The organism is Geminicoccaceae bacterium, from assembly GCA_020638465.1.
Classification (GTDB): Bacteria; Pseudomonadota; Alphaproteobacteria; order Geminicoccales; family Geminicoccaceae; genus JAGREO01.
Genome location: JACKIM010000001.1, coordinates 1,437,517 through 1,461,427 on the forward strand (window position 1 = coordinate 1,437,517; position 23,911 = coordinate 1,461,427).

Annotated in this window: 21 protein-coding genes; 11 read left to right on the top strand and 10 right to left on the bottom strand. The window is 62.3% G+C overall.

The features are described from left to right. Positions 1 to 86 precede the first annotated feature (86 nt). The 3 genes from H6851_06845 to H6851_06855 form a co-directional block, all read right to left on the bottom strand. Positions 87 to 650, bottom strand: coding sequence for a dihydrofolate reductase (locus H6851_06845; GenBank protein ID MCB9943325.1), 564 nt, complete (start codon positions 648 to 650; stop codon positions 87 to 89). 6 nt (positions 651 to 656) lie between these two features. Next, a complete protein-coding gene (locus tag H6851_06850) occupies positions 657 to 1,430 on the bottom strand; it encodes an SDR family oxidoreductase (protein ID MCB9943326.1) in 774 nt (257 codons plus the stop codon). Positions 1,431 to 1,549: 119 nt separating this feature from the next. Continuing rightward, on the bottom strand, positions 1,550 to 2,038 hold the full coding sequence (locus tag H6851_06855; protein ID MCB9943327.1) for a hypothetical protein: 489 nt from the start codon (positions 2,036 to 2,038) through the stop codon (positions 1,550 to 1,552). A 268-nt stretch (positions 2,039 to 2,306) separates the two neighbouring features. Here H6851_06855 and H6851_06860 point away from each other — a divergent pair, with 268 nt between their 5' ends. From H6851_06860 to H6851_06870, 3 genes are read left to right on the top strand one after another with little or no spacing between them, the layout of a single operon-like run. Next, the gene (locus H6851_06860; protein MCB9943328.1) at positions 2,307 to 3,695 is read left to right on the top strand and encodes an aldehyde dehydrogenase family protein; all 1,389 of its coding nucleotides are present in this window, start codon (positions 2,307 to 2,309) and stop codon (positions 3,693 to 3,695) included. Further along, a complete protein-coding gene (locus H6851_06865; GenBank protein MCB9943329.1) occupies positions 3,692 to 4,780 on the top strand; it encodes an acetate--CoA ligase family protein in 1,089 nt (362 codons plus the stop codon). The genes H6851_06860 and H6851_06865 overlap by 4 nt, the downstream gene beginning before the upstream one ends. Then, a complete protein-coding gene (locus H6851_06870) occupies positions 4,777 to 5,637 on the top strand; it encodes a succinyl-CoA synthetase subunit alpha (GenBank protein MCB9943330.1) in 861 nt (286 codons plus the stop codon). Before H6851_06865 ends, H6851_06870 begins: the two co-directional genes overlap by 4 nt. Positions 5,638 to 6,440: 803 nt before the next feature. Here H6851_06870 and H6851_06875 read toward each other — a convergent pair. The 6 genes from H6851_06875 to trmFO form a co-directional block, all read right to left on the bottom strand. Beyond that, complete coding sequence (locus tag H6851_06875) at positions 6,441 to 7,139, bottom strand: RraA family protein (protein ID MCB9943331.1); 699 nt, start codon at positions 7,137 to 7,139, stop codon at positions 6,441 to 6,443. Positions 7,140 to 7,142: 3 nt separating this feature from the next. Next, positions 7,143 to 8,228, bottom strand: coding sequence for a malate/lactate/ureidoglycolate dehydrogenase (locus H6851_06880; GenBank protein ID MCB9943332.1), 1,086 nt, complete (start codon positions 8,226 to 8,228; stop codon positions 7,143 to 7,145). 107 nt (positions 8,229 to 8,335) lie between these two features. After that, positions 8,336 to 8,620 carry a cell division topological specificity factor MinE gene (minE, locus tag H6851_06885; GenBank protein ID MCB9943333.1) on the bottom strand — a complete coding sequence of 95 codons (285 nt, stop codon included), beginning with the start codon at positions 8,618 to 8,620 and terminating at the stop codon, positions 8,336 to 8,338. Beyond that, positions 8,617 to 9,432, bottom strand: coding sequence for a septum site-determining protein MinD (minD, locus tag H6851_06890; protein MCB9943334.1), 816 nt, complete (start codon positions 9,430 to 9,432; stop codon positions 8,617 to 8,619). The genes minE and minD overlap by 4 nt, the downstream gene beginning before the upstream one ends. Before the next feature lie 69 nt (positions 9,433 to 9,501). Then, positions 9,502 to 10,275, bottom strand: coding sequence for a septum site-determining protein MinC (gene minC / locus H6851_06895; protein ID MCB9943335.1), 774 nt, complete (start codon positions 10,273 to 10,275; stop codon positions 9,502 to 9,504). Between the two features lie 125 nt (positions 10,276 to 10,400). After that, the gene (trmFO, locus tag H6851_06900; GenBank protein MCB9943336.1) at positions 10,401 to 11,780 is read right to left on the bottom strand and encodes a methylenetetrahydrofolate--tRNA-(uracil(54)-C(5))-methyltransferase (FADH(2)-oxidizing) TrmFO; all 1,380 of its coding nucleotides are present in this window, start codon (positions 11,778 to 11,780) and stop codon (positions 10,401 to 10,403) included. A 300-nt stretch (positions 11,781 to 12,080) separates the two neighbouring features. Between trmFO and H6851_06905 the strand changes: the two genes are divergently transcribed. The 8 genes from H6851_06905 (at position 12,081) to H6851_06940 (ending at position 21,867) form a co-directional block, all read left to right on the top strand. After that, complete coding sequence (locus H6851_06905; GenBank protein ID MCB9943337.1) at positions 12,081 to 12,548, top strand: Hsp20 family protein; 468 nt, start codon at positions 12,081 to 12,083, stop codon at positions 12,546 to 12,548. A 164-nt stretch (positions 12,549 to 12,712) separates the two neighbouring features. Then, complete coding sequence (locus H6851_06910) at positions 12,713 to 13,222, top strand: DUF523 domain-containing protein (GenBank protein MCB9943338.1); 510 nt, start codon at positions 12,713 to 12,715, stop codon at positions 13,220 to 13,222. Between the two features lie 9 nt (positions 13,223 to 13,231). After that, positions 13,232 to 13,999 carry a gamma-glutamyl-gamma-aminobutyrate hydrolase family protein gene (locus tag H6851_06915; GenBank protein ID MCB9943339.1) on the top strand — a complete coding sequence of 256 codons (768 nt, stop codon included), beginning with the start codon at positions 13,232 to 13,234 and terminating at the stop codon, positions 13,997 to 13,999. 24 nt (positions 14,000 to 14,023) lie between these two features. Next, positions 14,024 to 15,367 (top strand): glutamine synthetase, encoded by a 1,344-nt coding sequence (locus tag H6851_06920; protein MCB9943340.1) that lies wholly within the window; start codon positions 14,024 to 14,026, stop codon positions 15,365 to 15,367. 68 nt (positions 15,368 to 15,435) lie between these two features. Continuing rightward, positions 15,436 to 16,803: an aminotransferase class III-fold pyridoxal phosphate-dependent enzyme gene (locus H6851_06925; protein ID MCB9943341.1), complete on the top strand. Its 1,368-nt coding sequence runs from the start codon at positions 15,436 to 15,438 to the stop codon at positions 16,801 to 16,803. Positions 16,804 to 16,882: 79 nt separating this feature from the next. Continuing rightward, entirely contained in the window at positions 16,883 to 18,679 is a 1,797-nt protein-coding gene (locus tag H6851_06930) for an SLC13 family permease (protein ID MCB9943342.1), read from the top strand. 31 nt (positions 18,680 to 18,710) lie between these two features. Further along, entirely contained in the window at positions 18,711 to 20,489 is a 1,779-nt protein-coding gene (locus H6851_06935) for an anion permease (GenBank protein MCB9943343.1), read from the top strand. 28 nt (positions 20,490 to 20,517) lie between these two features. Continuing rightward, on the top strand, positions 20,518 to 21,867 hold the full coding sequence (locus H6851_06940) for a flagellar biosynthesis protein FlgA (protein MCB9943344.1): 1,350 nt from the start codon (positions 20,518 to 20,520) through the stop codon (positions 21,865 to 21,867). Between the two features lie 34 nt (positions 21,868 to 21,901). Here H6851_06940 and H6851_06945 read toward each other — a convergent pair whose 3' ends face one another. Next, complete coding sequence (locus H6851_06945; protein ID MCB9943345.1) at positions 21,902 to 23,872, bottom strand: hydantoinase/oxoprolinase family protein; 1,971 nt, start codon at positions 23,870 to 23,872, stop codon at positions 21,902 to 21,904. Positions 23,873 to 23,911: the final 39 nt, after the last annotated feature.

Below are 23,911 nucleotides of genomic sequence, written 5' to 3' on the forward strand. Positions count from 1 at the left end.
TGTTGATTCTCTTGCCAGTCAGGCTTGCCCGGATTCCCATGACGGTCCACCAGCTGATTGCCGCAGGTGAATGCTCCCAGACTTGTTCAGGCCGAAGCCTGATCATGCTGGTGTCGGGAAATCCTGTAATGTGAGCTTACAAGACCGCTGGGATATTGCCGTGTATCGACATGCGACAAGACAATGTCTTCGACCAGCGAACCGAACAACAGTCGTCCGGATCCCAGCAGAACGGGTACGCGCGCGATTGTCATCTCGCTGATCAGGCCGGCACGCAAGAAGGACTGCACGAGTCTGGCGCCATCGACCTGGACCCGTTTCCAATCGGTCTCGGCTGCCCTGTCGAGAAGGTCTTCCGGCCGTGCGGCGCTGACCTGTACCCGGTCAGCGAGATCCGCCGGGAGAGTTGCCGCCTCGATCGAGCGGCTGGCCACGAGGACCGGTTTCTCGTGAGGCCAGGTTTCAAACCGGCGAACCACATCGAAGGTGCCGCGGCCCATGATCAGCCCGTCGATGCTGTCCATGAAGGCGGCGTAACCATAGTCCTCGTCGGGGCGGTCGAATTCTGTCAACCAGTCGACATTACCGTCGGCGCGGGCGACATAGCCGTCAAGACTGGTGGCAATGAAGACGTGGGCTGTCGTGGGCATGATCGATCAGAGGTCCGGTATGCCGCCGACAAAGCTGCGATAGGGCGTGGCGGCGGTCCAGCCCGCATCCACCGGCATCATGACACCGGTGACCGCCCGTGCGGCATCGCTGGCCAGGAAGGCAACGACATCGGCTATGTGTTTGGGATAGACAAGCATGTTGAGGGCGCCGCTCTCGCGGATCCGCCCGGGATCGCGTTCGCCGGCGTCAATACGGCTCTGCATCGCAGGCGTGATGACATAAGTCGGTGCGACACCGTTGACGCGGATGTCATAAGGACCGAGTTCGACGGCAAGAATCTCGGTGAGCCGCAATATGGCAGTCTTGCTCACGCAATAGGCGGGCAGGGGAAGGGCGGCAAAGCTGTTGATCGAACCGACGGTGACAATCGCGCCGCTTCGGCGCCGTTTCATGATCTGTCCGAAAACGCGGCAGGCATGGACGGTGCCATGGTAATTGACCCGCCAAAGGCGGTCATGAGCCTCGACGTCCATCGAGGTGAACGTATCGATTCCCTGCAGGATCCCGGCGGAGGTCAGCAGAACGTCGACGCGCTCGAACTGTTCGGTGATCCGGCCCGCAGCATTTTCCACTGCGGACAGGTCGGCAACATCGGTCTGGATGGCCATGGCATCCGGCAGGTCGGCCGCGACCGCCCGAGCGCGTTCGGTATCGCAATCGAGAATGGCGATCGTGTACCCATCCTTAGCCAGTCTGCGTGCCGAAGCCTCGCCAATGCCGCTTGCCCCGCCCGTAACGACGGCGACCTTGCGCTCCATGTTCCGTTCCCCCCTGCACACTGCGGTCATTTCGACCGGACGCCTCCATCAAAGCGCAGCTGCCGTTGCGTGTCACGACTGCCCGTCCGCAATCGCCGGGGTTTCGGCTGGCGACGCGATCATCCGACGTTGCTCGAAACCGTCTTCTGATCGCATTGGTGAACGCCCAGATAAAGGAGGAGAATGCGCTCATCGACCTTTTCCTGAGTCGAAAGCGTGACCCGTGCCTTCGGCCAGTGGTGACGGATTTCGCTTTGGAAATCCATCGGATCGCCCATCATGCCCGCGCGGAAACGAATTGCAATGACGGCCTCATCGGACTGGTGAAAGCCGAAATCGACGCCGAAAGGAATGGCGTTGCTGGCCTGGCAGGCCAGGTAGATGTCCCGGATGACATCTCCGTAGGTGTGCTCGGGAGTATACAGTTCAAGACGGACGAATTCATCAATGGCGGTAGGCCGGCGGCGATGGCCGATACGGACCGAACGCGTGATCATCGCCGGTTGCAGAGGAGCTTCCGACTTGTCGGTGCGATGACCTAGCAGCGCTTCGAGCCTCTTGAGTGCCGCGCAGCGTTCGGCTTCGGGCGTACCATGATGCGTAATCATTTGGCGAAGCTTGTCGAGTCGGTCCGTCAAGGGCCCCGTTCCAGCATTGCGGTGGTGCAGGGAAGATAACCTGAAACGGTAAGAATTTTATTAACAACGCCCCGATGAAAACGACTGCCGAAAATTTTTCCCGGGCCAGGTCCGGTGGGCAATGGACCTTGATGCGCCGATGATTGCGGCGGTGTGCACCCCACTATCGGCATTTTGCCGGTGGGCTGTTAGACTGCCCGGCAACACGCTGGGAAACGGTGCGGGAGGGCAGGTGCCGATGGCGGCCGAAGAGATTGTCGCCACGTTGGTCGGAAGGGCGCGCGAGGCCATGGGCGCCTTTCGCAACGATGACCAGCAGGCGATTGACGAGGCTGTCACGGCGCTGGCCTGGTCGCTTTATGAACCGGGCCGCGCGCGGGCGATGGCCGAGCTGGCAGTGGCGACGACGGGCCTGGGGGAGGTCGAGAGCAAGGTCGCCAAGAACCAGCGCAAGACGTTCGGAACGTTGCGTGACCTGTTGCGGGTGAAGTCGACTGGCGCCGTTGCGCGGGACGAAACTCGCGGTCTGGTAAAATATGCCAAGCCGGTTGGTGTCGTGGCGGCGGTGACCCCTTCGACCAACCCGTCGGCCACGCCCGTGAACAAGGCGATGATGGCGGTGAAGGGCGGCAATGCGGTGATCATCGCGCCTTCGCCGGCAGCCTTCGAGGCGACGGCGGCGACAGTTGCCAACATGCGCAGTGAACTGGAGCGGGCAGGGGCGCCTGCGGATCTGGTGCAGATCGTGCCCCAGCCGGTCGATCGTGAACGGACGGCGGCCCTGATGAGGGCGGTCGACCTCGTGGTATGTACCGGCAGTCAGAACAACGTGCGGGCCGCTTATGCCTCCGGCACGCCCGCCATCGGCGTCGGCGCCGGCAATGTGCCGGTGATTATTGACGAAAGCGCGGATTTCGACGACGCGGCGGAAAAAATCGCCCGTTCGAAATGTTTCGACAATGCCACATCGTGCAGTTCGGAGAACAGTCTCGTCATTGTCGATGATGTATATGACGAGATGGTATCCGCCCTGGAGAAAGCGGGAGGCTATCTCGCCGACAGTGACGAACGGGCGCGTATCATTGATCGGCTCTGGGTGAACGGCAGGCTCGGGCGGGATGTCATTGCACGAGACTATGCCGTGCTTGCCCGGGTCTTCGGTCTTTCGCGAACGGACGCGCGGTTCGTGATGGTGGAGGACAGCGGCGTCGGGCCGGGGCATCCGCTGTCGGGCGAGAAGCTGTCGCTGGTCCTGACGCTCTATCGCGCCCGCGATTTTTCCGATGCAGGGCGGATCGCCCGGGCCATTCTCGATCATCAGGGCCGGGGGCATTCCATCGGCATCCACACGCGCAACATGGATCGCGCCCATGAGCTGGCGCGGACAGTCGACGTGGTCCGGGTGCTGGTCAATCAGGCCCACACCTTCGCCAATGGTGGCGGCTTCGATACGGGCCTGCCGTTCACGCTGAGCATGGGGTGCGGTACCTGGGCCGGGAACTCGATCAGCGGGAACCTCGCCTGGCACCACTTCGTCAATATCACCCATCTGGTGACAACCATCAAGGAAGACAGGCCTGCCGAAGAGGAGCTGTTCGGAGCCTACTGGGAGAAATTCGGCCGATGAATCTTCTCGAACATGCGGGCAAGTCATTGCTGGCGGTCGCCGGAATCAATGTTCCCCAAGGATATGTCTGCCGGAATCTGGACGAGGTGGCTGTCGCGGCCGAGGCGCTCGGACCCTGCGTCGTCAAGGCTCAGGTACCCGCGGGACGGCGCGGCAAGGCGGGTGGCATCCGGCTGGCGGACAACATCGAGGAGGCCGTGGCGGCAGCCGAGCAGGTCTTCGACATGGTCATCGGCGGGCATGTGGTCCGCGAATTGCTCGTGGAACAGCAGGTCGAGATCGTCGAGGAGATCTATGTCGCGCTCGTCAACGATCCGGAAACGAAAGGGCCGATGCTGCTTTTCAGCGCCGAGGGCGGGATGGAGGTCGAGGACCTGGTGCGTGAACGGCCGGAAACGCTGCTGCGCCTGCCGGTCGACATCCGTGATGGCATGGGGCAGGTTCCGCTGGAACGTGGCGTCTCGCAACTCATTCAGATCCTCTATCTGCTGTTCATCGAGGCCGATGCGGAGCTGCTGGAGATCAACCCGCTGGTGCGTACCGTGGACGGCGAACTCGTGGCCCTCGATTGCAAGCTCGCCTTTGACGACTCGTCGGCCTGGCGGCAGCCGGACCTGGTCGAGATCAGCGAGCCGGAACGGCTGACGGCGCTGGAGGCCCGGGCACGGGACATGGGGTTGCGGTACATCGAGCTGGACGGTGACGTGGGCATTCTCGCCAATGGTGCAGGACTGACCATGACGACAATGGATGCGGTCACTCACTATGGTGGCCGGCCGGCCAATTTTCTCGAGATCGGCGGCGATGCCTACACGCGGGCCAAGGATGCCCTGTCGCTGGTGCTGTCGAACCCGAGGGTGAAGAGCTTGCTGGTCAATTTCTGCGGTGCGTTCGCCCGCACCGATGTGATGACCGAGGGACTGCTTGCCGCATGGGACGAGGTCCCCGACGACATGCCCGTATTCTTCACGATCCATGGCACGGGCGACGAGGAGGCCATTGCCATGATCCGGGATAGGCTGGGAATGGAACCGTTCGAGTTGATGGACGATGCGGTCGTCGCGGCGGTCGAGGCTGCACGATGATCGTCGGCGGGAACGAGACGGTTCTCGTCCAGGGCATGACCGGCAGGCAGGGCACCTTCTGGACAGGGCGCATGCGCGAGTATGGCACCGGCATCATCGGCGGCGTCAATCCGAAGAAGGCCGGAACCCGACACATCGGCCTTCCGGTCTGGGGATCGGCAGTCGAGGCCGCGGGCGATGTCGCCATCGATGCGACGGTGCTGTTCATTCCGCCGCAAGGTGTCAAGGCCGCAGCCCTTGATGCCCTTGCTGCCGGTATCCGCAAGCTTGTCATCCTGACCGAGCACGTGCCGGTGCACGACGTCATGTGGGTGCTCGCTGCCGCACGCGAGGCGGGGGCGCAGGTGATCGGTCCCAACACGGCTGGCATCGTTACCGCGGGCGAGAGCTTTGTCGGCTTCATGCCGGCCTCCAATCCGCGCATCTTTCGTTCAGGCACCGTGGGGGTCATCTCCCGGTCCGGCTCGCTGGGAACCTTTGTCTGCCTGCGCCTGTGCCAGGCCGGACTCGGTATCTCGCATTTCATAGGTATCGGCGGCGATCCGGTGACCGGCACCACGACGCTGGATGCCGTGCGCATTCTCGATGCCGATGAACATACCGAAGCGATCGCCATCGTGGGTGAGATTGGTGGATCGATGGAGGAAGCTGCCGCTGAATATGTGAGCACCATGACCAAGCCGGTTGCCGCCTTCATCGCCGGCGCTGCCGCGCCCGAAGGCCGCAGGATGGGGCATGCCGGGGCGATCGTCGTCGGTGGCAAGGGATCGTTCGCCAGCAAGCGCAGGGCCCTGGAGCGTGCGGGGGTACGCGTCGTGCCGACACCCGCCGGTATTCCCGATGCCCTGCAGCTGTGATGGAGGTGGTTCGAAACGGACAGTGCCGGAACTTTTGTGATTGACACGAAATGCGGGAAAAGTGCATATTTCCCAGTACACCGATAGACTATCACAGGAGGTCAAGTGTTGGTCACGCAAGTAGGCGTGATCTGATAAGGTAAGCAATTCCGTCAACTTCCAGTGTGGAGAATATGATGGAGACTCTGCCACCCACTTGTTCTTTTCGGTCCTGATATCCTTCCAGATTATACCTTCTCATTATGCAGTATATACTGCGTAATGAAATGTCAGTGCTTGGAGGGTTGTGTCGTCTGCAGCATGATTGATGACACCATACAGGGCTATCGGAAATTTCTTCAACTGCCTTCGGCAGTATGTACCGTGTCATGATACGGTGAGTTTTCGGTTCAAAAACCGGAAAGCCTTACGGCAATGACAATATGGCCCCGTTTGCCTTCGAGCAAACGGGGCCTTGCTGTTATAATGACCACCCTGCCACAAGCAGCCGGGTGGAGAACAGGCCGCCCGTAACGGGTCGTGCCGCTCGCCATCGGTTGCTGTGCTGCCGGCCGGGCCGTCTCGCGATTTGAACCGACAACCACACGCCGCCAAAATGACCCACCCGCCATCGAACGCGGCGATGATCTTCTTGCGGAACACCGCTGGCAGGGCGAGCGGCAAATGGCCATTGCCGGTCATGGCGAGCATGACCAGACCGGTCGGTCGTACGGAACGGGCTCGAACGCCAGTTCCTTGTACCATCCCGGATACCTGGGCCATGCCCGCCAGCCCGAAAACGAATCGTCGATGAATGGAGCGGGTTAGTGGATATCCTCCGCTTCTCCCATTGCCGCGCGCAGCTTCTCGATGGAGAAGTCATGACTGCGTGCCGCCTTGAGAACGGGTTCCTCCTTGCGCACACAAAGATCGATGGCCGCTGGCAATTCGGCAACGCGGTCATGCGGGATGACCACGGCACCATGGCGGTCGGCGTGGATGAGGTCTCCGTGATTGACCGTCATCCCGTGGATATTGACCGGCACGTTGAAGGCTTCGACATGCACCTTGGCATGGCTCGGGCCGACGAGGCCGGCCAGAAGCTGGAAGCGGGAGTCGACGGCATCGAGGTCGCGGATAGAGCCGTTGGTAATGCAGCCGAGTACGCCGAGACCACGATGCACAGCCGTGTTGACCTCGCCCCACATGGCACCGATCCCCGGTTGGGGATCGAGGTCCTGGACAACGGCAATCGTCGGGCCGGGCTTGCTGGCCACGTATTCGTAATAGGCGAGGCGGTGGGCCTTGGCTTCGGCACCGGCAAGCCTGGAACCCTGAACCGCGCGCATCGTGGAGGTACGGGCGAAACCGACGATGGGTTTCATGTCGGGGAAAGCGCAAAAGAACGGCTTGGTGGTGAAACCGGTTATCACCCGGTCGCCATAGACGACTTCCAGCGCGTTGCAGATGGTCGGTGTATCGAAGCCGGCCAGATGGTCGAGAAGTGATTGTTCCAGGGTCATGACTTATCCCAAAAGATCGTTGATGCGGCCGTCATCGATACCCACCGAGCGGGCAGCACCGAGAATGGCGTTCCAGGTATCCTCCGGAAGGGGTATTCCGTTGGCTGTGCGTTCGCTCTCAAGCTTGCGCTCCTTGTCGCCCGGAACCATCACGGGCGTGTCCGGGTCGGCAGGTTCGCTCGCGTGAATCCAGTCAACATAGGCCTGGGCTTCATCGCGCAACGCCTCTTCCCCGCCGAAGAAGGAAGGCTTGAGATAGATCGAAAGCATGCCGTTGTGGAATATCCCCACTTCGCCCTTGTTGGCACCGGACCCGCCCAGCGCGCCGGCGAGCAGGTCGCAGGCAAGCGACAGGCCCGAGCCCTTGTGTTCGCCGAAGGTGCGCAGCGCACCCGGTCCTTTCGTGGGGTCGGGATAACCATCATCCGGCGGAGGTCCATAAAGGGCGGAGGTATCGTTGGTGAGCGTACCGTCGGGGCTGACAAGCGCGTCGCCGGGGATCGGCTTGCCCCCCTGACGAGCCACCAGCGCCTTTCCCTCGGCGACCATCGACGTGGCGAAGTCGAGGATGAAGGGCTTGCCGTCGCGGGTCGGGACACCGATGGCTATGGGATTGGTCGATGTGCGGCGGTCCCGACCGCCATAGGGCGCGACCAGCAATGAACTGTGAACATTGACGAAATGCAGTGAAACCAACCCGGCTTTCACAGCCATTTCGGCATAGTCGCCAATACGGCCCAGGTGTCCGGCATTGCGCAATGCCACTACCGACACGCCGTGAGCTTCGGCCTTCTCGATGCCGATCTGGCAAGCCTCGGGACCGACCGTCTGACCCATGCCGTGCTTGCCATCGAGCATGGTGATGGCCGGCGTATCGACCAGTCGTTCAACATGCTGGCCGGGCTTCACACGGCCGATGCCGATCCACTCGACATAGCGTGGAACACGGATCACGCCATGACTGTCGTGACCGGTCAGGTTGGCCTTGCTGAGATAGTGCGCGATACGAACGGCTTCGTCGTCGGGACATCCGGCTTCGACGAAAATGGCCTGAACGAGACGCTTGAGTGACGTCACTGTGACGAGCACACCAATTTCCTCCCCTTTTGCAGAATTGCCGGATGAACCTAGCGAAGCGGGGCGGAAACGAAAAGTGCGGTTGAAGGTCGATTATCGCGCCTGCATGCCGTGCAGCGTCAGACAGCGGCTTTCAGGGGTTGGCCCGGGATCTCGATGTTGACTTCGAGGGTCGAGAATCCGGTGCCGGCCTGGAAGTCGACATTCACCTTCTCGTCGTCGATCTCGACATATTTGCGGATGACCTCGATCAGCTCCTTTTGCATCAGGGGCAGGAAGTCGGGTCCCCCGCCACACTTGCGATCGAGTGCCACGAGCACCTGAAGCCGCTGTTTTGCCGTATCGGCCGAGGACGGGCCCCGGCGCGACAACTGCGAGAGCTTGAAGAAATCGAAAAGCCTCATGCACTTCTCCTCCAGAGCCAGCTCATCAGACCCCGCTTCTGCGGTTCGAGAAAGCGCATTTCGACTTCCTCGCCGAGCAGGCGCCTGACGGCGTCGAGGTAGGCCTGGCTTGCCGGAGACTTCTCATCGAGAGTGACCGGCATGCCCAGATTGGATGCCTGCAGTACCGATGGGCACTGGGGAATCACGCCGAGCACGGGAATGGCGAGGATTTCGAGAACATCATCGAGCCGGACCATCTCGCCCTTTTCCACGCGGTTCGGATCGTAACGGGTCAGCAACAGGTGAGCCTTGACCGAACCGTTGCCCTCTTCGGCGCGCTTGGACTTGCTGTTGAGGATGCCCAGAATGCGGTCACTGTCCCGGACCGAGGAGACCTCCGGGTTGGTCACGACAATGGCCTCGTCGGCGAAATAAAGTGCCATGAAGGCGCCCATCTCGATGCCGGCCGGGCTGTCGCAGATGATGAAGTCGAAGTCCTTGCGCAACTCGTCGATGACCATTTCCACGCCCTCCCGACTGAGCGCATCCTTGTCGCGCGTCTGGGATGTGGGAAGGATGTAGAGATTATCGACTCGCTTGTCCTTGATCAACGCCTGGTTGAGGCGAATGCCATCATTGATGACGTTGATGAAGTCGAACACGACACGCCGCTCACAGCCCATGATGAGGTCGAGGTTGCGCAGTCCGACATCGAAGTCGATGACGACGGTCTTCTTCCCCTTGAGGGCGAGACCCGTGGCGATCGCGGCTGCGGAAGTTGTCTTGCCGACCCCGCCCTTTCCAGATGTGACGACAATGACCTTGGTCAAAGGAACCTCCTGAGAACAGCACCGAATACGTGGGCGTGCACCTCAATGGATGACACAGGCCCGTCAACTCTAGGGCAAGGGCTGGAAGTGCAGCCTTTGACCTTCGCACGAAACGCGCACCCGCTTGCCCAGCAGACGCTCGTCGATATCCTCGTTGACCGCATGGATGCCGGCAATCGAGACCAGCTCGGCATTCATCTGGTCGCAGAAAATCATGGTGGTCTCGTCTCCGTCGATACCGGCAAAGACGCGCCCGCGCAGCGAGCCGTAGACATGAACATTGCCCACCGCGGCAATCTCGGCTCCGGAGCTGACGGCCGCCATCACGACGAGATCCCCCTCGCTCATCACCTGCTGGCCACCGCGTACCGGCTGGCGCGCGACCACCGAGGCTACCCGCTCGATCCTGACCTGTTCGCCACGGGCGGGAGAATTCGGCCGGCGAGGCGGCGCCTGCTTCGGCTCGGCGCCAGCAGCGAAGACGCCCAGCCCCAACCGTCCGGCCTCCTCGTTCCACTCATCGGAACCATTCTGCAGGCCGACGGGAGCAAGGTGCTGCGAACGCAGGCGCTCGACCAGAAGCTTGAGATCGGACGGATCCATCCCGAGGGCAGTCCCTACGTCGATAACCAGTGGCGCATTGCGAAAGAACTCGGGATTGTGGGCAATCTTGGCAGTCAGATTTTCGAAGAAGGCCGGATCATTGGGCCGAAGCACGCGCAAGCAGAGCACGGTCTGCAACGAACCGCGAATCTGGAAGGGCAGATCAGATGCGCCTCCCAGAGCCAGTCCCGAACTCGATGTCGATGTGTTGTCCACTCCTGTCCCCTGCACGGCGCTCATGCACCCCTTGCTCCGATCTTTTGTATGCTTTCAAGGCGTCAAACACAAGATCTGGTATTCACTCATCGCAATACCACCATGCATGGATTCGCTGATCCGCCAGCATGGATGTTTGAGGTGTTGTTCTAGGCTGCGGAACTCGATTGACAAGCCCCCAACTGCCTTAGCCCATAAGTTGCGATCCATTCGTCGATGTGATCCAGTGCCCGCCGCGCCATTGCGGGCTTGCGATCGCGTTTCCCAACCCTGGTCGCAAGCGGCGGGAAGAGACCGAAATTGACGTTCATCGGCTGGAAGGTGGATGCGTCGGCGCCGCCGGTCACATGCTCGAGGATCGCGCCATGGGCGGTCTCGGGAGGTGGCCGCCGGAACGCGCGCCCATGCCATTCGGAAGCGGCAGCCAGCCCTGCCATCAGCCCTACGGCAGCACTCTCCACGTACCCTTCGCATCCGGTGATCTGCCCTGCAAAGCGAACATGCGGCGCCGACCTGAGCCGCAATTCGCCGTCAAGCAGCCGGGGGCTGTTGATGAAGGTGTTGCGATGGATACCCCCGAGGCGGGCGAAGACGGCTTCCTCAAGGCCCGGAATCATCGAGAACACCCGCTTCTGCTCGCCATGCTTCAGCTTGGTCTGGAACCCGACCATGTTGTACAGGGTGCCAAGCCTGTTGTCCTGACGCAACTGTACGACGGCATGCGGCCGTTTTCCGGTACGCGGATCGGTCAGTCCCACCGGTTTCATCGGGCCGAACCGCAGGGTTTCGCGACCGCGTTCCGCCATCACCTCGATCGGCAGGCAGCCCTCGAAATAGGGTGTGTCAGCCTCCCAGGCCCTGAAGGTGGTCTTCTCGGCCGCAAGCAGCGCATCGATGAACGCCTCGTATTGCGCCTCGTCCAGCGGGCAGTTGATATAATCGGCAGTGCCACCGCCGGGACCCGGCTTGTCATAGCGCGATTGAAACCATGCCACATCGAGGTCGATACTGTCGCGGTGAAGGATGGGAGCAATGGCATCGAAGAATGCCAGCGAGGTTTCGCCCGTCGCTTCGCCTATCGCGCGGGCCAGTGCCGGCGAGGTGAGCGGGCCGGTGGCGATGATGGCAAGGCCGTCCCCGGCATCGGGCAGAGTCGTGAGTTCCTCGCGATGCAACTCGATCAGCGGTTCATCGAGGATCGCCTGTTGAACCCTCGCGGAAAACGCCTCCCGATCGACGGCCAGGGCTCCACCTGCCGGTAGCTTGGACTCATCGCCCGAGCGCATGACCAGCGACCCGACGCGGCGCATTTCCTCGTGCAGGAGGCCCACGGCGTTGTTCAGTGCATCGTCGGAGCGAAACGAGTTCGAGCAGACCAATTCGGCCAGACCATCGGTCTGATGGGCTTCCGTGCGGCGCATCGGGCGCATTTCATGCAGTTTGACGGGAACACCGCAACGCGCAAGCTGCCAGGCTGCTTCCGATCCCGCAAGCCCGCCTCCCACGACATGGACGGGACGGTCGTTCATTGTCCTGCCCTTCCGGGAAGGGGGCTGTACAACTGGCTGTACAACGGGAAGCGCTTGGTCAACGGGTCCGGCTCCGTGTGAATGTCCGTGCCCCGATGGGCACGTGCCTGTCCGACAACAAAAATCGCACGCACCTTGAAACCCGGCAAGTCCCGACCACATCTAATTCGTGCGGTTGCCTTGAGGACCGCTTTCGTAGAGCCCGGGTGGGCATGCTGGCCCGCCTTCATCAAGTCATGGCGCGGACTTGTGCTTCATCAGGCAGGTTCGCGCTGTTCATGTCGCTTTTTGGAGAACATGATGCGTAATTTCGACCTGAGCCCCCTTTTCCGTTCCACGGTCGGTTTCGACCAGCTTGACAAGCTGCTTGACTCGGCCCTTCGCGACAGTGCCCGCGAGAATTCGTATCCGCCCTACAACATCGCAAAGCTGGGGCAGGACAAGTACCGGATCACCATGGCTGTTGCCGGTTTTGCCGAGGAAGACCTCGACATCACCGCCCATGAGAACATGCTGATCGTCAAGGGTCAGATTGCCAAGGCTGACCAGAATGTCGAATTCCTTCATCGGGGGATTGCCCAGCGCGCCTTCGAACATCGTTTCCAGTTGGCGGATCATGTCCGCGTCGACGGTGCATCCCTGGAGCGCGGCTTGCTGAGTATCGAACTGCGCCGTGAAGTCCCCGATGCGATGAAGCCCCGCAAGGTGCAGATTGGTGGTGCAAAGCGACCGACCGTCATTGAGACGTCGGCCAGTGACGCCGCCTGAGGTGCAGCATTTTCTTTCTCTCCATCGATAACGTGCTTTCGGTCTTCCGGTTTTCGGACCAATAGACCGAATTCCCGCCCGGTTCCTCCCCACCGGGCGGGATTTTTGTTGTGTGTCGCTGGCGTCCGAGGCTGCCGGACCCGGCGGGAATAAGGGAACCCTTGATGCGTATCCTTGTCAGTGCCTGTTTGCTGGGGCACGCTGTTCGATATGATGGCGGGCATCGCCGGCTTGGGGATCATCGGCTTGAAAGCTGGCGCAGGGAAGGAGCGCTGGTGCCCTTCTGTCCCGAGGTGGCCGCCGGCCTGGCGGTTCCGCGTCCTCCGGCGGAAATCGAACCCGGCAAGGATGCCGATGACGTGCTGAATGGCAGGGGCCGAATCCTCACCAGTTCCGGCGAGGACGTCAGTCAGGCGTTCATGGATGGTGCGGCCAGGGCGCTGGCCGAGGTGCTGGCTCATCGCTGCCGGTTTGCCCTGCTCACCGATGGCAGCCCGTCCTGTGGCTCGACCTTCGTCTATTCCGGCCATTTCGACGGACGCAGGCAGGTGGGGCTGGGGGTGGTCGCAGCGCTGCTGACACGCCACGGGGTCGCGGTCTATCCTGCACATGAGATCGGGGCGTTGGCCGCCGATCGGGAAATTGCCTTGTCTGAGTTGAATATCTTCCGATAGAATTCTCTTATGAATAGAAAATCTAAAGTTCCTCTTGTGGCGATCTGCTGCTGTTTGCGTGAAATCGGCAGTGGTACCGCCCACACTGTGCGCGAGCGCTACATCGAGGGACTGCTTGAGGGCGCCGGTGTTGCGCCGGTGCTTCTGCCGGCCATCGGCGAGGGTGCCCATGTCGAGACCTGGCTTGAGCGCATCGAGGGATTGGTGCTCACGGGCAGTCCTTCCAATGTCGAGCCCTTCCATTATGGTGGTGGAGAGCCGCTCGACAGGCATCTGCGCGACCCGGCCCGCGATTCAACCACGCTGCCGCTGATCCGTGCGGCGGTCGCGCGTGGCCTGCCCTTGCTGGGCATCTGCCGCGGCATTCAGGAACTCAATGTCGCCCTGGGCGGCAGCTTGCATCAGCGCGTGCATGAGGTTCCGGGTCGTATCGACCACCGCTCGAACAAGACCGTTCCGGCGGACGAACGCTATCTCGATGCTCACCTTGTCAGCCTGCGGCCGGGCGGGCTTCTCGAACGGATCACCGGACTGACCGGGCGCGTTGCCGTCAATTCGTTGCACGCGCAGGCAATCGATCGCCTGGCCGAACCGCTGGTTATCGAGGCGCAGGCGGATGACGGTACCATCGAGGCCGTATCGTTGAGTCAACCCAAAGGCTTCGTGCTCGCGGTTCAGTGGCATCCGGAGTATCAAGTCCGCAGTCACCCCTTCAACCTCGCCCTTTTCGAGGGGTTCGGGAACGCCTGTCGGGGCGCGGCCGTACATCGGGACTGATGGTCGGGGATATGAGAACGGAACATGGTTGACCTGGAAAGTTGGCTGAAGGAACGACGCATTACGGAGGTCGAATGCATCGTTGCCGATATTAACGGGGTTGCGCGGGGCAAGATCCTGCCCGGCTACAAGTTCATAAAATCTACTCGGGATGACAGTCTCCGACTGCCGGAAAGCATCTTCATCCAGACGGTGACCGGCGATTATCCCGAAGGAGACGTCATCGACCCCACCGATCGCGATGTGCGGTTGCGCGCCGACCCGTCGACGATCAGGGTTGTCCCATGGTATGATGAGCCCACGGCGCAGGTAATTGCCGACTGTTTTCACCATGACGGCGATCCGGTGGAGATTTCCGCACGTTTCGTGCTGCGCAAGGTTCTGGAGCTGTATGCGGCGAGGGGCTGGCGACCGGTGGTCGCCCCGGAGCTTGAATTCTTCCTCACGAGAGTCAATGCCGATCCGGACTATCCGCTCGAACCGCCGATCGGCCGTTCAAAGCGCGCCGAGACCGCAAGGCAGAGCTACGGCATCGATGCCGTCAACGAGTTCGATCCGGTATTCGAGGATGTCTATGACTGGTGCGAAGCGCAGGCGCTGGATGTCGATACGCTGATCCACGAAGCTGGTGCTGCGCAAATGGAGATCAACTTCAATCATGGAGATCCGCTGGAGCTGGCCGACCAGGCCTTCCTGTTCAAGCGGACGCTGCGCCAGGCGGCGCTCAAGCACGACATCTACGCCACCTTCATGGCCAAGCCGATGGAAGGCGAGCCGGGCAGTTCGATGCATGTGCACCTGTCGATCTACGATGCGGGGACAGGCGACAACCTGTTTGCCGGGAATGGCGAAGAAGCCTATTCGCCATTGTTCTTGAGTTTCATCGCCGGGTTGCAGAAATATCTGCCGCAGGCGATGCCGTTGCTGGCCCCCAATGTGAATTCCTATCGTCGTCTGCGCCGCTGGTCGACCGCCCCTATCAATGTCCACTGGGGCTGGGAGAACCGCACGGTCGGCCTGCGTGTCCCGGCATCGACGCCTGAAGCGCGCCGCGTCGAGAACCGTATCGCAGGAGCCGACGCCAATCCCTACCTCGCGATTGCAGCATCTCTGGCCTGCGGGTATCTGGGCATGGTCGATGGACTCGAGCCCACCGACCCGATCACCGGCAGTGCCTATCGCCTCGCCCAGACACTGCCGCAGCAGATGCCCGAAGGGTTGAAGAAGCTGAACAGCTCCACACCGCTGAAGGAGTGTCTGGGCGAACAGTTCGTCAAGGTGCTATTGGCAGTGAAGCTCGCGGAGCACGACGCCTATCAGAGCGTCATCAGCTCCTGGGAGCGCGAGCACCTGCTCTTGAACGTATGACGTGTGTCGCAACCGGCAGGGGCATCCGGAGGATTTCCCCCGTCTGATATCATGCTGGAGCCCTGTTGATGACAGAAGCCTTATCGGCGCAGAGGATTCGCGAGCTCGATGACCGGCACCACCTGCACCCGTTCACCGTGTTCAGGGAACTGTCCCGGAAGGGAGCGCGGGTCATCACGCGTGCCGAGGGATGTTATATCTATGATGCCGACGGCAAGAAGATATTCGACGGCATGTCGGGACTGTGGTGCGTCAATGTCGGCTACGGCCGGGAAAGGCTGGCGAAAGCCGCCTATCAACAGCTGCATGACCTTCCCTACTACAACACCTTCTTCCAGACGACGACACCACCGGTGGCCGAACTGGCCGCAAGGCTTGCCGGGATCCTCCCGTCGGGCATGGATAGGGTGATCTTCAACAATTCGGGATCAGAGACCAACGACACCATCATCAAGACCATCTGGTATTACTGGAACCTGATGGGCAAACCGGAAAAGAAGCATTTCATCAGCCGAACACTGGGTTATCATGGCGTCGGTCTCGGTTCGGCCAGTCTCACCGGCATGAGCTTCATGCACGAGCCCTTCGATCTCCCGCTCGACCGCTTCCATCATATTGGCAATCCCTACTGGTTCGCGGTGGGCGAGGGGGAGGATCCGGCCGCGTTCGGTCGCAGGGCCGCGAAATGGCTCGAGGACAAGATCCGGGCCATCGGTGCCGACAAGGTGGCGGCATTCTACGCGGAGCCCATTCAGGGCGCGGGGGGCGTCATCATCCCGCCCGACACCTACTGGCCCGAAATCCAGCGCATCTGCCGGGAAAACGACGTCCTGCTGGTGGCCGACGAGGTGATCTGCGGTTTCGGCCGTACCGGCAACTGGTGGGGAAGCGAGACCTTCGACATCCAGCCGGATATCATCGCCATGGCCAAGGGCCTTTCATCGGGCTACCTGCCGATCTCTGCTGCCGCCCTGGGCAAGCGCGTGGGCGACGTGGTCTGGGCCGGCGAGAAGGAATATGCGCATGGCGTGACCTATTCCGGCCACCCTGTCGCGGCCGCGGTGGCGCTGGAGAATATACGCATCATCGAGGAGGAAGATCTGCACATGGCAGCCTCCGGTCCGGTGGGTTGTTATTTTCGCGAGCAGATTGCCACACTTGCTGATCATCCGTTGGTGGGGGAAGTCCGCAGTCAGGGTTACCTGGCCGCCATCGAACTTGTCGAGGACAAGGCGACACGCAAGCCCTTCCCGAGCGAGCGCAAGGTCGGTTACACTTGTCGGGAACTGTCGATTGACGGAGGTCTCGTCATGCGTGCTGTCCGTGATGCGATGATCCTTGCCCCGCCGCTCATCATCGAGCGCCATCATGTCGACGAGATCGTCGAAAAGGCCCGCAGGGCCATTGATGGAACCGTTACCGCTCTCGGACTTTGACAGGTCATCCGCACGATTTTCCGATCGAGCCGGCACAATGGCCGGTCCCCGGAATGAAACGTTCACCAGTCGGGTTTCAATGACGACACCGCAGATCTCGCTGCTGTTGCTCTTTGCCCTCATGCTCGTCCTCTTCATCTGGGGACGGATCCGCCATGATGTCGTCGCTTTCGGCGGCCTGATGCTGGCGGTAATGGCCGGGCTGGTGCCGATCGGTCAGGCTTTTGACGGGCTTTCGCACACGGCGACCATCACGGTCGCCCTCATGCTGATCCTCAGCCGGGCGCTGATGACCAGCGGTGCCACCAACAGCATCAGCGACTGGGTCTCGCGTCGTACAGGGACCATTTCAAGCCATGTCGGCGCGCTGGCGGGCGTCACCGCGGCGATGTCGACCGTGATGAACAATGTGGGCGCTCTCGCCCTCACGCTGCCGGTGGCCATCCGCACGGCCAAGAATGCGGGGCGTTCGCCGTCGCTGCTGCTGATGCCCATCTCGTTCGCCGCGCTGCTGGGGGGACTTGTCACCCTGATCGGAACGCCGCCCAACATCATCGCCGCGAGTTATCGCGAACAGGCCATGGGCGAGCCGTTTCATCTGCTCGATTATACATGGGTCGGACTGCCGCTGGCCGTGGTCGGGGTGACATTCCTTGCTCTGGTTGGCTGGCGCTTCCTTCCCCAGCGTGCCCGTCCGGCAGCCGGTACGGAGGATTTCCTCGATATCGGCGACTATGTCACCGAAGTGCGCTGCGGAGCCAGGAACAAGCTGATCGGCCAGACCATCGGCGATGTTGCCAACCAGTTCCGTGAACTCGACGTGGCCATTCTGGGTCTGCTGCGCGATGGCCGCAGGGTACCGAACGTGCCCAGGCGTTTCCTCGTGCGTCCCGATGACGTCCTCATCGTCGAAGTCTCTCCGGCCGCGCTGCCGCGGCTGCTTGAGCATTTCGATCTTGAAATAGAGGGACAGAAGGGCGGCGCGGCCATGAGCCTGCTCAGCAATGACGATGTCCGTCTGGCCGAGGTGGTCGTGACCCACGGTTCCGACCTCGACGGTTGCAGCGATACCCGCGAGCGGCTCGCACACCAGTTCAATGTCAACCTGCTGGCGGTCGCACGTCAGGGCGCGCGGGTCCGCGACAGGATCGACCGGGTGGTGGTCCGTGCCGGCGACGTGCTGCTGTTGCAGGGGGAGGAGCAGAGGCTCGGCGAGGTCATGCGTCTTCTGGGGTTCCTGCCTCTTGCCGGCCGCGAACTCGACGTGGGCAAGCGCAAGAAGAGCATGGCGCTCCCGACCATAGCCCTGTTCGTGTCGGCGATCCTGTTGTCGGGGTTGGGAATATTGCCGTTGGAGATCGCTCTCGGTTCGGCGGTGTTCCTCATGGTGGTCGCGGGTATCATTCCCACCCGCGAGATCTATGACGCGGTGGAGTGGCCCGTGATCCTCCTGCTGGCGTGCATGATCCCCATCGGGGACGCGCTGGAAACCACGGGGCTGGCGACCATGTTCGCCCAACTCATCATCGGCATCGCCCGTGACAACGGTCCGATGATATCGCTGGTCATCCTGTTCTTCATGACGATGCTGCTCACCGACGTCATCAACAATGCGGCGACCGTGGTCATCATGGCACCGGTGGCGATTGCCGTGGCACAGGCCCAGGAGGCCAATGTCGACACCTTCATCATGGCCGTGGCCATCGGCGCATCCTGCGCCTTCCTCACGCCCATCGGCCACCAGAACAATACGCTGGTGATGGGGCCGGGCGGTTACAATTTCGGCGATTATTGGCGCATGGGCCTGCCTTTGCAGGTCGTCCTCGTATTGATCGGTATCCCCTTGCTGCTGTGGATGTGGCCCATCCACGGATAGCCGGTTCCTCAGGTAGCGGAAGGCCAAGTTCTTGACGTTCGACCAGGCCACGTTGTTCTCGATCCTCGCGTTTGTTTTCATCTTCCTGCTATGGGGCCGGTGGCGATACGATATCGTGGCCTTTTCAGCATTGCTGATCGCCCTGCTTGCCGGCGTTGTAACCACGGACGATGCCTTTTCGGGCTTCGGTCATCCGGCCACGGTTATCATCGCCCTCGTTCTCATCGTCAGCCGCGGCCTTGCCAATTCCGGCGCGATCGAGCTTCTCGCGAGGCTGGTGGTCGACAGTTCGCGTCGTCTTGCCGCGCATATCGCGATCATGGGCGCGCTGGCTGCCGCACTGTCGGCGATGATGAACAATGTGGCGGCCCTGGCCCTGCTGATGCCTATCGATCTCCAGGCTGCGAAAAGTGCCAAGCGTAGTCCTTCCCTGTCGCTCATGCCGCTTTCCTTCGCCTCGATCCTGGGCGGTCTGGTTACGCTGATCGGCACGCCGCCCAATATCGTCATCTCGGCCTTTCGCGAGAAGGCTTTCGGCGAACCGTTCGGCATGTTCTCGTTCACTCCGGTTGGCCTCGTCTGTGCCGTGGTCGGCGTCGGGTTCATCGTGGCCGGAGGCTGGCGGCTCATACCGCGTCCCGATGCCGGCGACGTCATCGACGACAGTACCGCACTGGGCGACTACATTGCCGAATTGCGGGTCAAGGATGGTTCCAGATCGCAGGGACAAAAGCTGATCGACCTGCGAGAGCAGGTCGAGGACGACGGTGTCACCGTCATCGGTCTCGTACGGCGTGGTCAGCGACTGCCCGGCTATGGCCTGCAACAGCAGGTCGAGGCCGGCGACCTCATTGTCGTCGAGGCCTCGGCGCAGGCCATTGACGGAGTGGTCGGCAAGCTTGACCTCGAATACCTGGGCACGGGCAAGGATGATGGCGGTCTGATCGGCACGGGTGATCTGCAACTGGTCGAGGTTGTCGTACAGGAAGGAGCGCTGATCGAGGGGCGCTCGGCGGTCGGGTTGTCGCTGCTTTCGCGCTTCGGTACCCATCTGCTCGGAATTCGCCGACAGGGGACGCGGTTCCGCGAAAGGGTGCGCCGCCTGCAGGTCGAGGCAGGAGACGTGCTGCTGTTGCTGGGGCCGGCCGAGCGCCTGCCTGAGACCGTGAACTGGTTGGGCTGCCTGCCTCTGGCGGAGCGAGGGCTCACCGTGGTGCGCCGCGACAAGGCGTGGCTGGCGGTCGGCATGTTCGCGGCCGCAATCGTCCTGGCCTCGCTGGGAGTAGTCTACCTGGCCGTGGCACTGGCCTGCGTCGCCGTGCTGATGGTGCTCACCGGTATTCTTCCCGCACGTGAGATCTATGCCAGCGTGGAATGGCCGGTGATCGTATTGCTGGGCTCCATGATCCCGATCGGTGCCGCTTTGGAGACCAGTGGCGGTACGGGACTGATCGCCGGCTGGATTCTGGATGTCGCCGAAGGACAGTCGCCGGTGGTGGTCCTTCTCCTGTTGATGGTGGTCACCATGACGTTGTCGGATGTCATGAACAACACCGCGACCGCTGTCATTGCGGCCCCGATTGCCGTCGACATTGCCGGCCGGCTGGGTGTGAATGCCGATCCGTTCCTGATGGCCATCGCGGTTGCTGCATCCTGTGCCTTCCTCACGCCCATCGGCCACAAGAACAACATGCTCGTCATGGGGCCGGGAGGATATCGCTTTGGCGATTACTGGCGCCTGGGGCTGCCCCTCGAACTGTTGATCATCGCCGTCGGTGTACCGATGATCCTGCTGGTATGGCCGCTTTGAGCGGAATTCTTCCGGGGAGGAAATGATCATGAACCTGTTTTCCGGGCTTCGGCGACGGGCTGCACAAGGGGAACCCCTGCGACTGGGGATGATCGGTGCCGGCAAGTTCGGCACCATGTTCCTTGCGCAGGCCACACGCCTGCCCGGCATCCATCTGGTCGCGGTCGCCGATCTGCGGGTCGATGGTGCCCGCTCCAACATGGTGCTTGCAGGGTGGACCGATGAGCGCATGCAGGCGGTCTCCATCGATGATGCCGCGCAAGGCGGACGGACGCATGTGGGCGATGACTGGCAGGCGCTGGTCGATCATCCCTCCATCGATATCGTCATCGAGTGCACGGGAAATCCGGTCGCCGCTGTCGATCACATCCTGCGGGCCTTCGCGCAGCACAAGCATGTCATCAACGTCACCGTCGAGGCCGACGCCTTCTGCGGTCATGGTCTCGCCCGCAAGGCCGCCGAGGCGGGAGTGGTCTATTCGATGGCCTATGGCGACCAGCCCGCGCTGACCTGCGACCTGGTGGACTGGGCGCGAACCTGCGGCTTTCCGGTGGTGGCGGCCGGTCGCGGGCACAAGTGGCTGCCGCATTATCGCAAGTCGACGCCCGATACGGTATGGGACCATTGGGGGCTCACCCGCGAGCAGGCCGAACGCGGCCGGCTCAATCCCAAGATGTTCAATTCCTTCCTCGACGGATCCAAGCCCGCCATCGAATCGGCAGCCATCGCCAATGCCTGCGGCCTCGATGCGCCCGAAGGCGGACTGGTCTTCCCGCCCGGCTCGGCCGAGGATATCCCGACCTTGATGCGGCCCCGGGACGAGGGGGGCGTGCTCGACCACAAGGGCATGGTCGACGTCATCTCCTGCCTGCGCGAGGATGGTAGCGCGATCGACCATGACATCCGTCAGGGCGTGTGGGTGTGTGTCGAGGCCGATACCGACTATCTACGCCATTGCTTCGAGGAATATGGTGTCTTTACGGACCCGTCGGGGAGGTATTGCTGCAACTACCGGCGGTGGCATCTGATTGGTCTGGAACTGGGCATATCCGTGGCTTCGGTTGGTCTGCAACGGGAACCGACTGGTGTTGCCCGTGAATTTCGTGCCGATGTGACGGCCATTGCCAAGCGCGACCTGAAACGAGGCGAGATGCTCGACGGCGAGGGAGGGGCTACCATCGCCGGCGGTCTGCGCCCGGCGAAGATCTCCGTTGGAGGCAACTACCTCCCTTTGGGACTGGCTCACGATGTGCGCCTTCGCCGGGACATTGCCGACGGCGAGCCCGTGCGATGGGACGATGTCGATATCGACCGCAGCTCCGCCGCCGCGCGGCTCCGTCTGGCCATGGAGGACGAGTTGCGCGCGACGAGCTGCTGACCGGCCATACCACCGGCCGAAGGGCGCTGCGTGGTCAGGTGATGGCCGGGCGCCCGCTGGCGACGGCGCGCAGGCGGATCTCGACGATCATTTCCCGGCCGGTATCGATCATGGCTTTCCTGTCGTCGCGTTCGAACGCGATGTCGGCATCCACACCGCCAGACTCGCTGAATGCGGCCCGGACCATCCGCGCCAGGGCTGCACGCGCGTGCTCGACGGCGACTTCGGCATCGGTCGTCTCGAATCGGTCGTTGCCGATCTGTACCGCATAGCGGTCCTCGGCGACCTGCAGGATGGTCGTCTCCGCATGGCGGATGACGTCGCCTGTGACGGCGCCAATGGCGTTGCACACGACGTGGTGCCGGGGAATCGTGAGTGTGGTCGACAGGCGGTCGGTTGCCTGCGGATAGAAGATCGGCGCCGGGCCACCCACTGCAATCACCGGGAGACCCAGTGTCAGCCGGGTTTCGAACCGGTATTCGCCTTCGGGTTCCGGATCCAGTGCGCGGTCGATCGCGGGCAGGTCGAGCCAGCGGGGGCTTTCCTCACCGCTGGCCAGATCCATCAGGGCACGTGCCGTGCGCTTGCGGGCGAGATTGAGAACGGCGCGGGCGAAGTCCTCGCCCGTCTCGCCCAGTGGAGCCTGCCTGCGCCCCTTGCGTCCCTCCAGAGTGGCTCCCAGGGTGGCGGCAGCCCGGCTCCAGGTCCGTTGTGAGCCAAGCAGATGGGCGGCATCGGATGGCGTGAAACCGGCCAGCAGCACGTGTCCGCGTTCGACCATCCGCTTCAGCGGGATGTGCAGGTGATCGCGGTCGACGATCTCCTCCATGCTGCGAGGGCCTGCATCCAGCAGTTCGACGAGCTGTCGCTGGCTTCTGGACAAGGTGCCCGATACGGGGTTCGCCAGCATGGCGAATCGGGCATCGAGCGCTCGCGGCAGCGGCCTTTCCGCCTGCTTTTGCATCTCCAGCAAGGTTTCGGGGTATTGCTCCGCGAGCAGGCTCAAGGGCATGTCGCGTCTCGGACCGAGGGTGAGCTGCCTTTCATCGTCGCGATCCACCGCACTGTCGCCGCCGAGGCCGCTGGTGCGCAACTCGATCGCCTCGACCATGGTACGAAAGCCGCCGACCATCGCACCGCGCGGGTCGATGCGCGGCCGGCCGTTCTCCAGCAGGGCGATATCGGTCGTCGTGCCGCCGACATCGGCGACAAGGGTATCTCCCGCCGATGATCCCGCCAGCCGGGCAGTGCCCACGACGCTCGCTGCGGGGCCGGAGAGAATGGTCTCCACCGGTCTCAGCCGCACGGCGTCGGCACGCATGAGCGAACCGTCGCCGCGCACGACCATGAGCGATGCCCGGATGGAGAACTGTTCCAGCAGGCTTTGGGTGGCATCGAGCAGACGAGTGATCTCGGGGATCAGCCGCGCATTGAGAACGGTGGTGAGCGCCCGTCGCGGTGCGTCGAGCCGGGCACTGAGCTCGTGCCCCATGGTGCAGGGTCTGTCGCAGATCTCCGCAACGACGGCGGCCAGTGTTCGTTCATGTTCCGGATTGCGCACGGCAAAGCGGCTGGTGATGGCGAATGCGTCGACGCTGCGGGCCATCTCCGCGATGTGCCTGCGGGCTGCGACCGTGTCGAGCGGCCGCCGTTCGACGCCATGGGCATCGTGACCGCCTTCCAGCAGGGCAACCGGATCGGACCCCAGGGCGGTCGAGAGGCCGGCCCGGCGGATGAGGTCCGCTTCGAAGCCCGCCAGCAGCAGACCGACACGGCCGCCGCGCCCCTCGACGATGGCATTGGTGGCGAGTGTGGTCGACAGGCCGACCAGTTCAATCTCGACATCGCGGCCCTGGAGTACGGCGCTCACGGCGTTGCGAATCCCGATGGCGAGGTCGTGGCGGGTCGTGACCGATTTGCTCGATGCCAGCAATTCGCCCTCGCTCGAGAGAATGACGGCATCCGTGTAGGTTCCGCCTGTGTCGATTCCGAGACGCGCCTTCACATCGCCTCCTTTTTCCTCTGGCTGCAACCAACAGGTGGC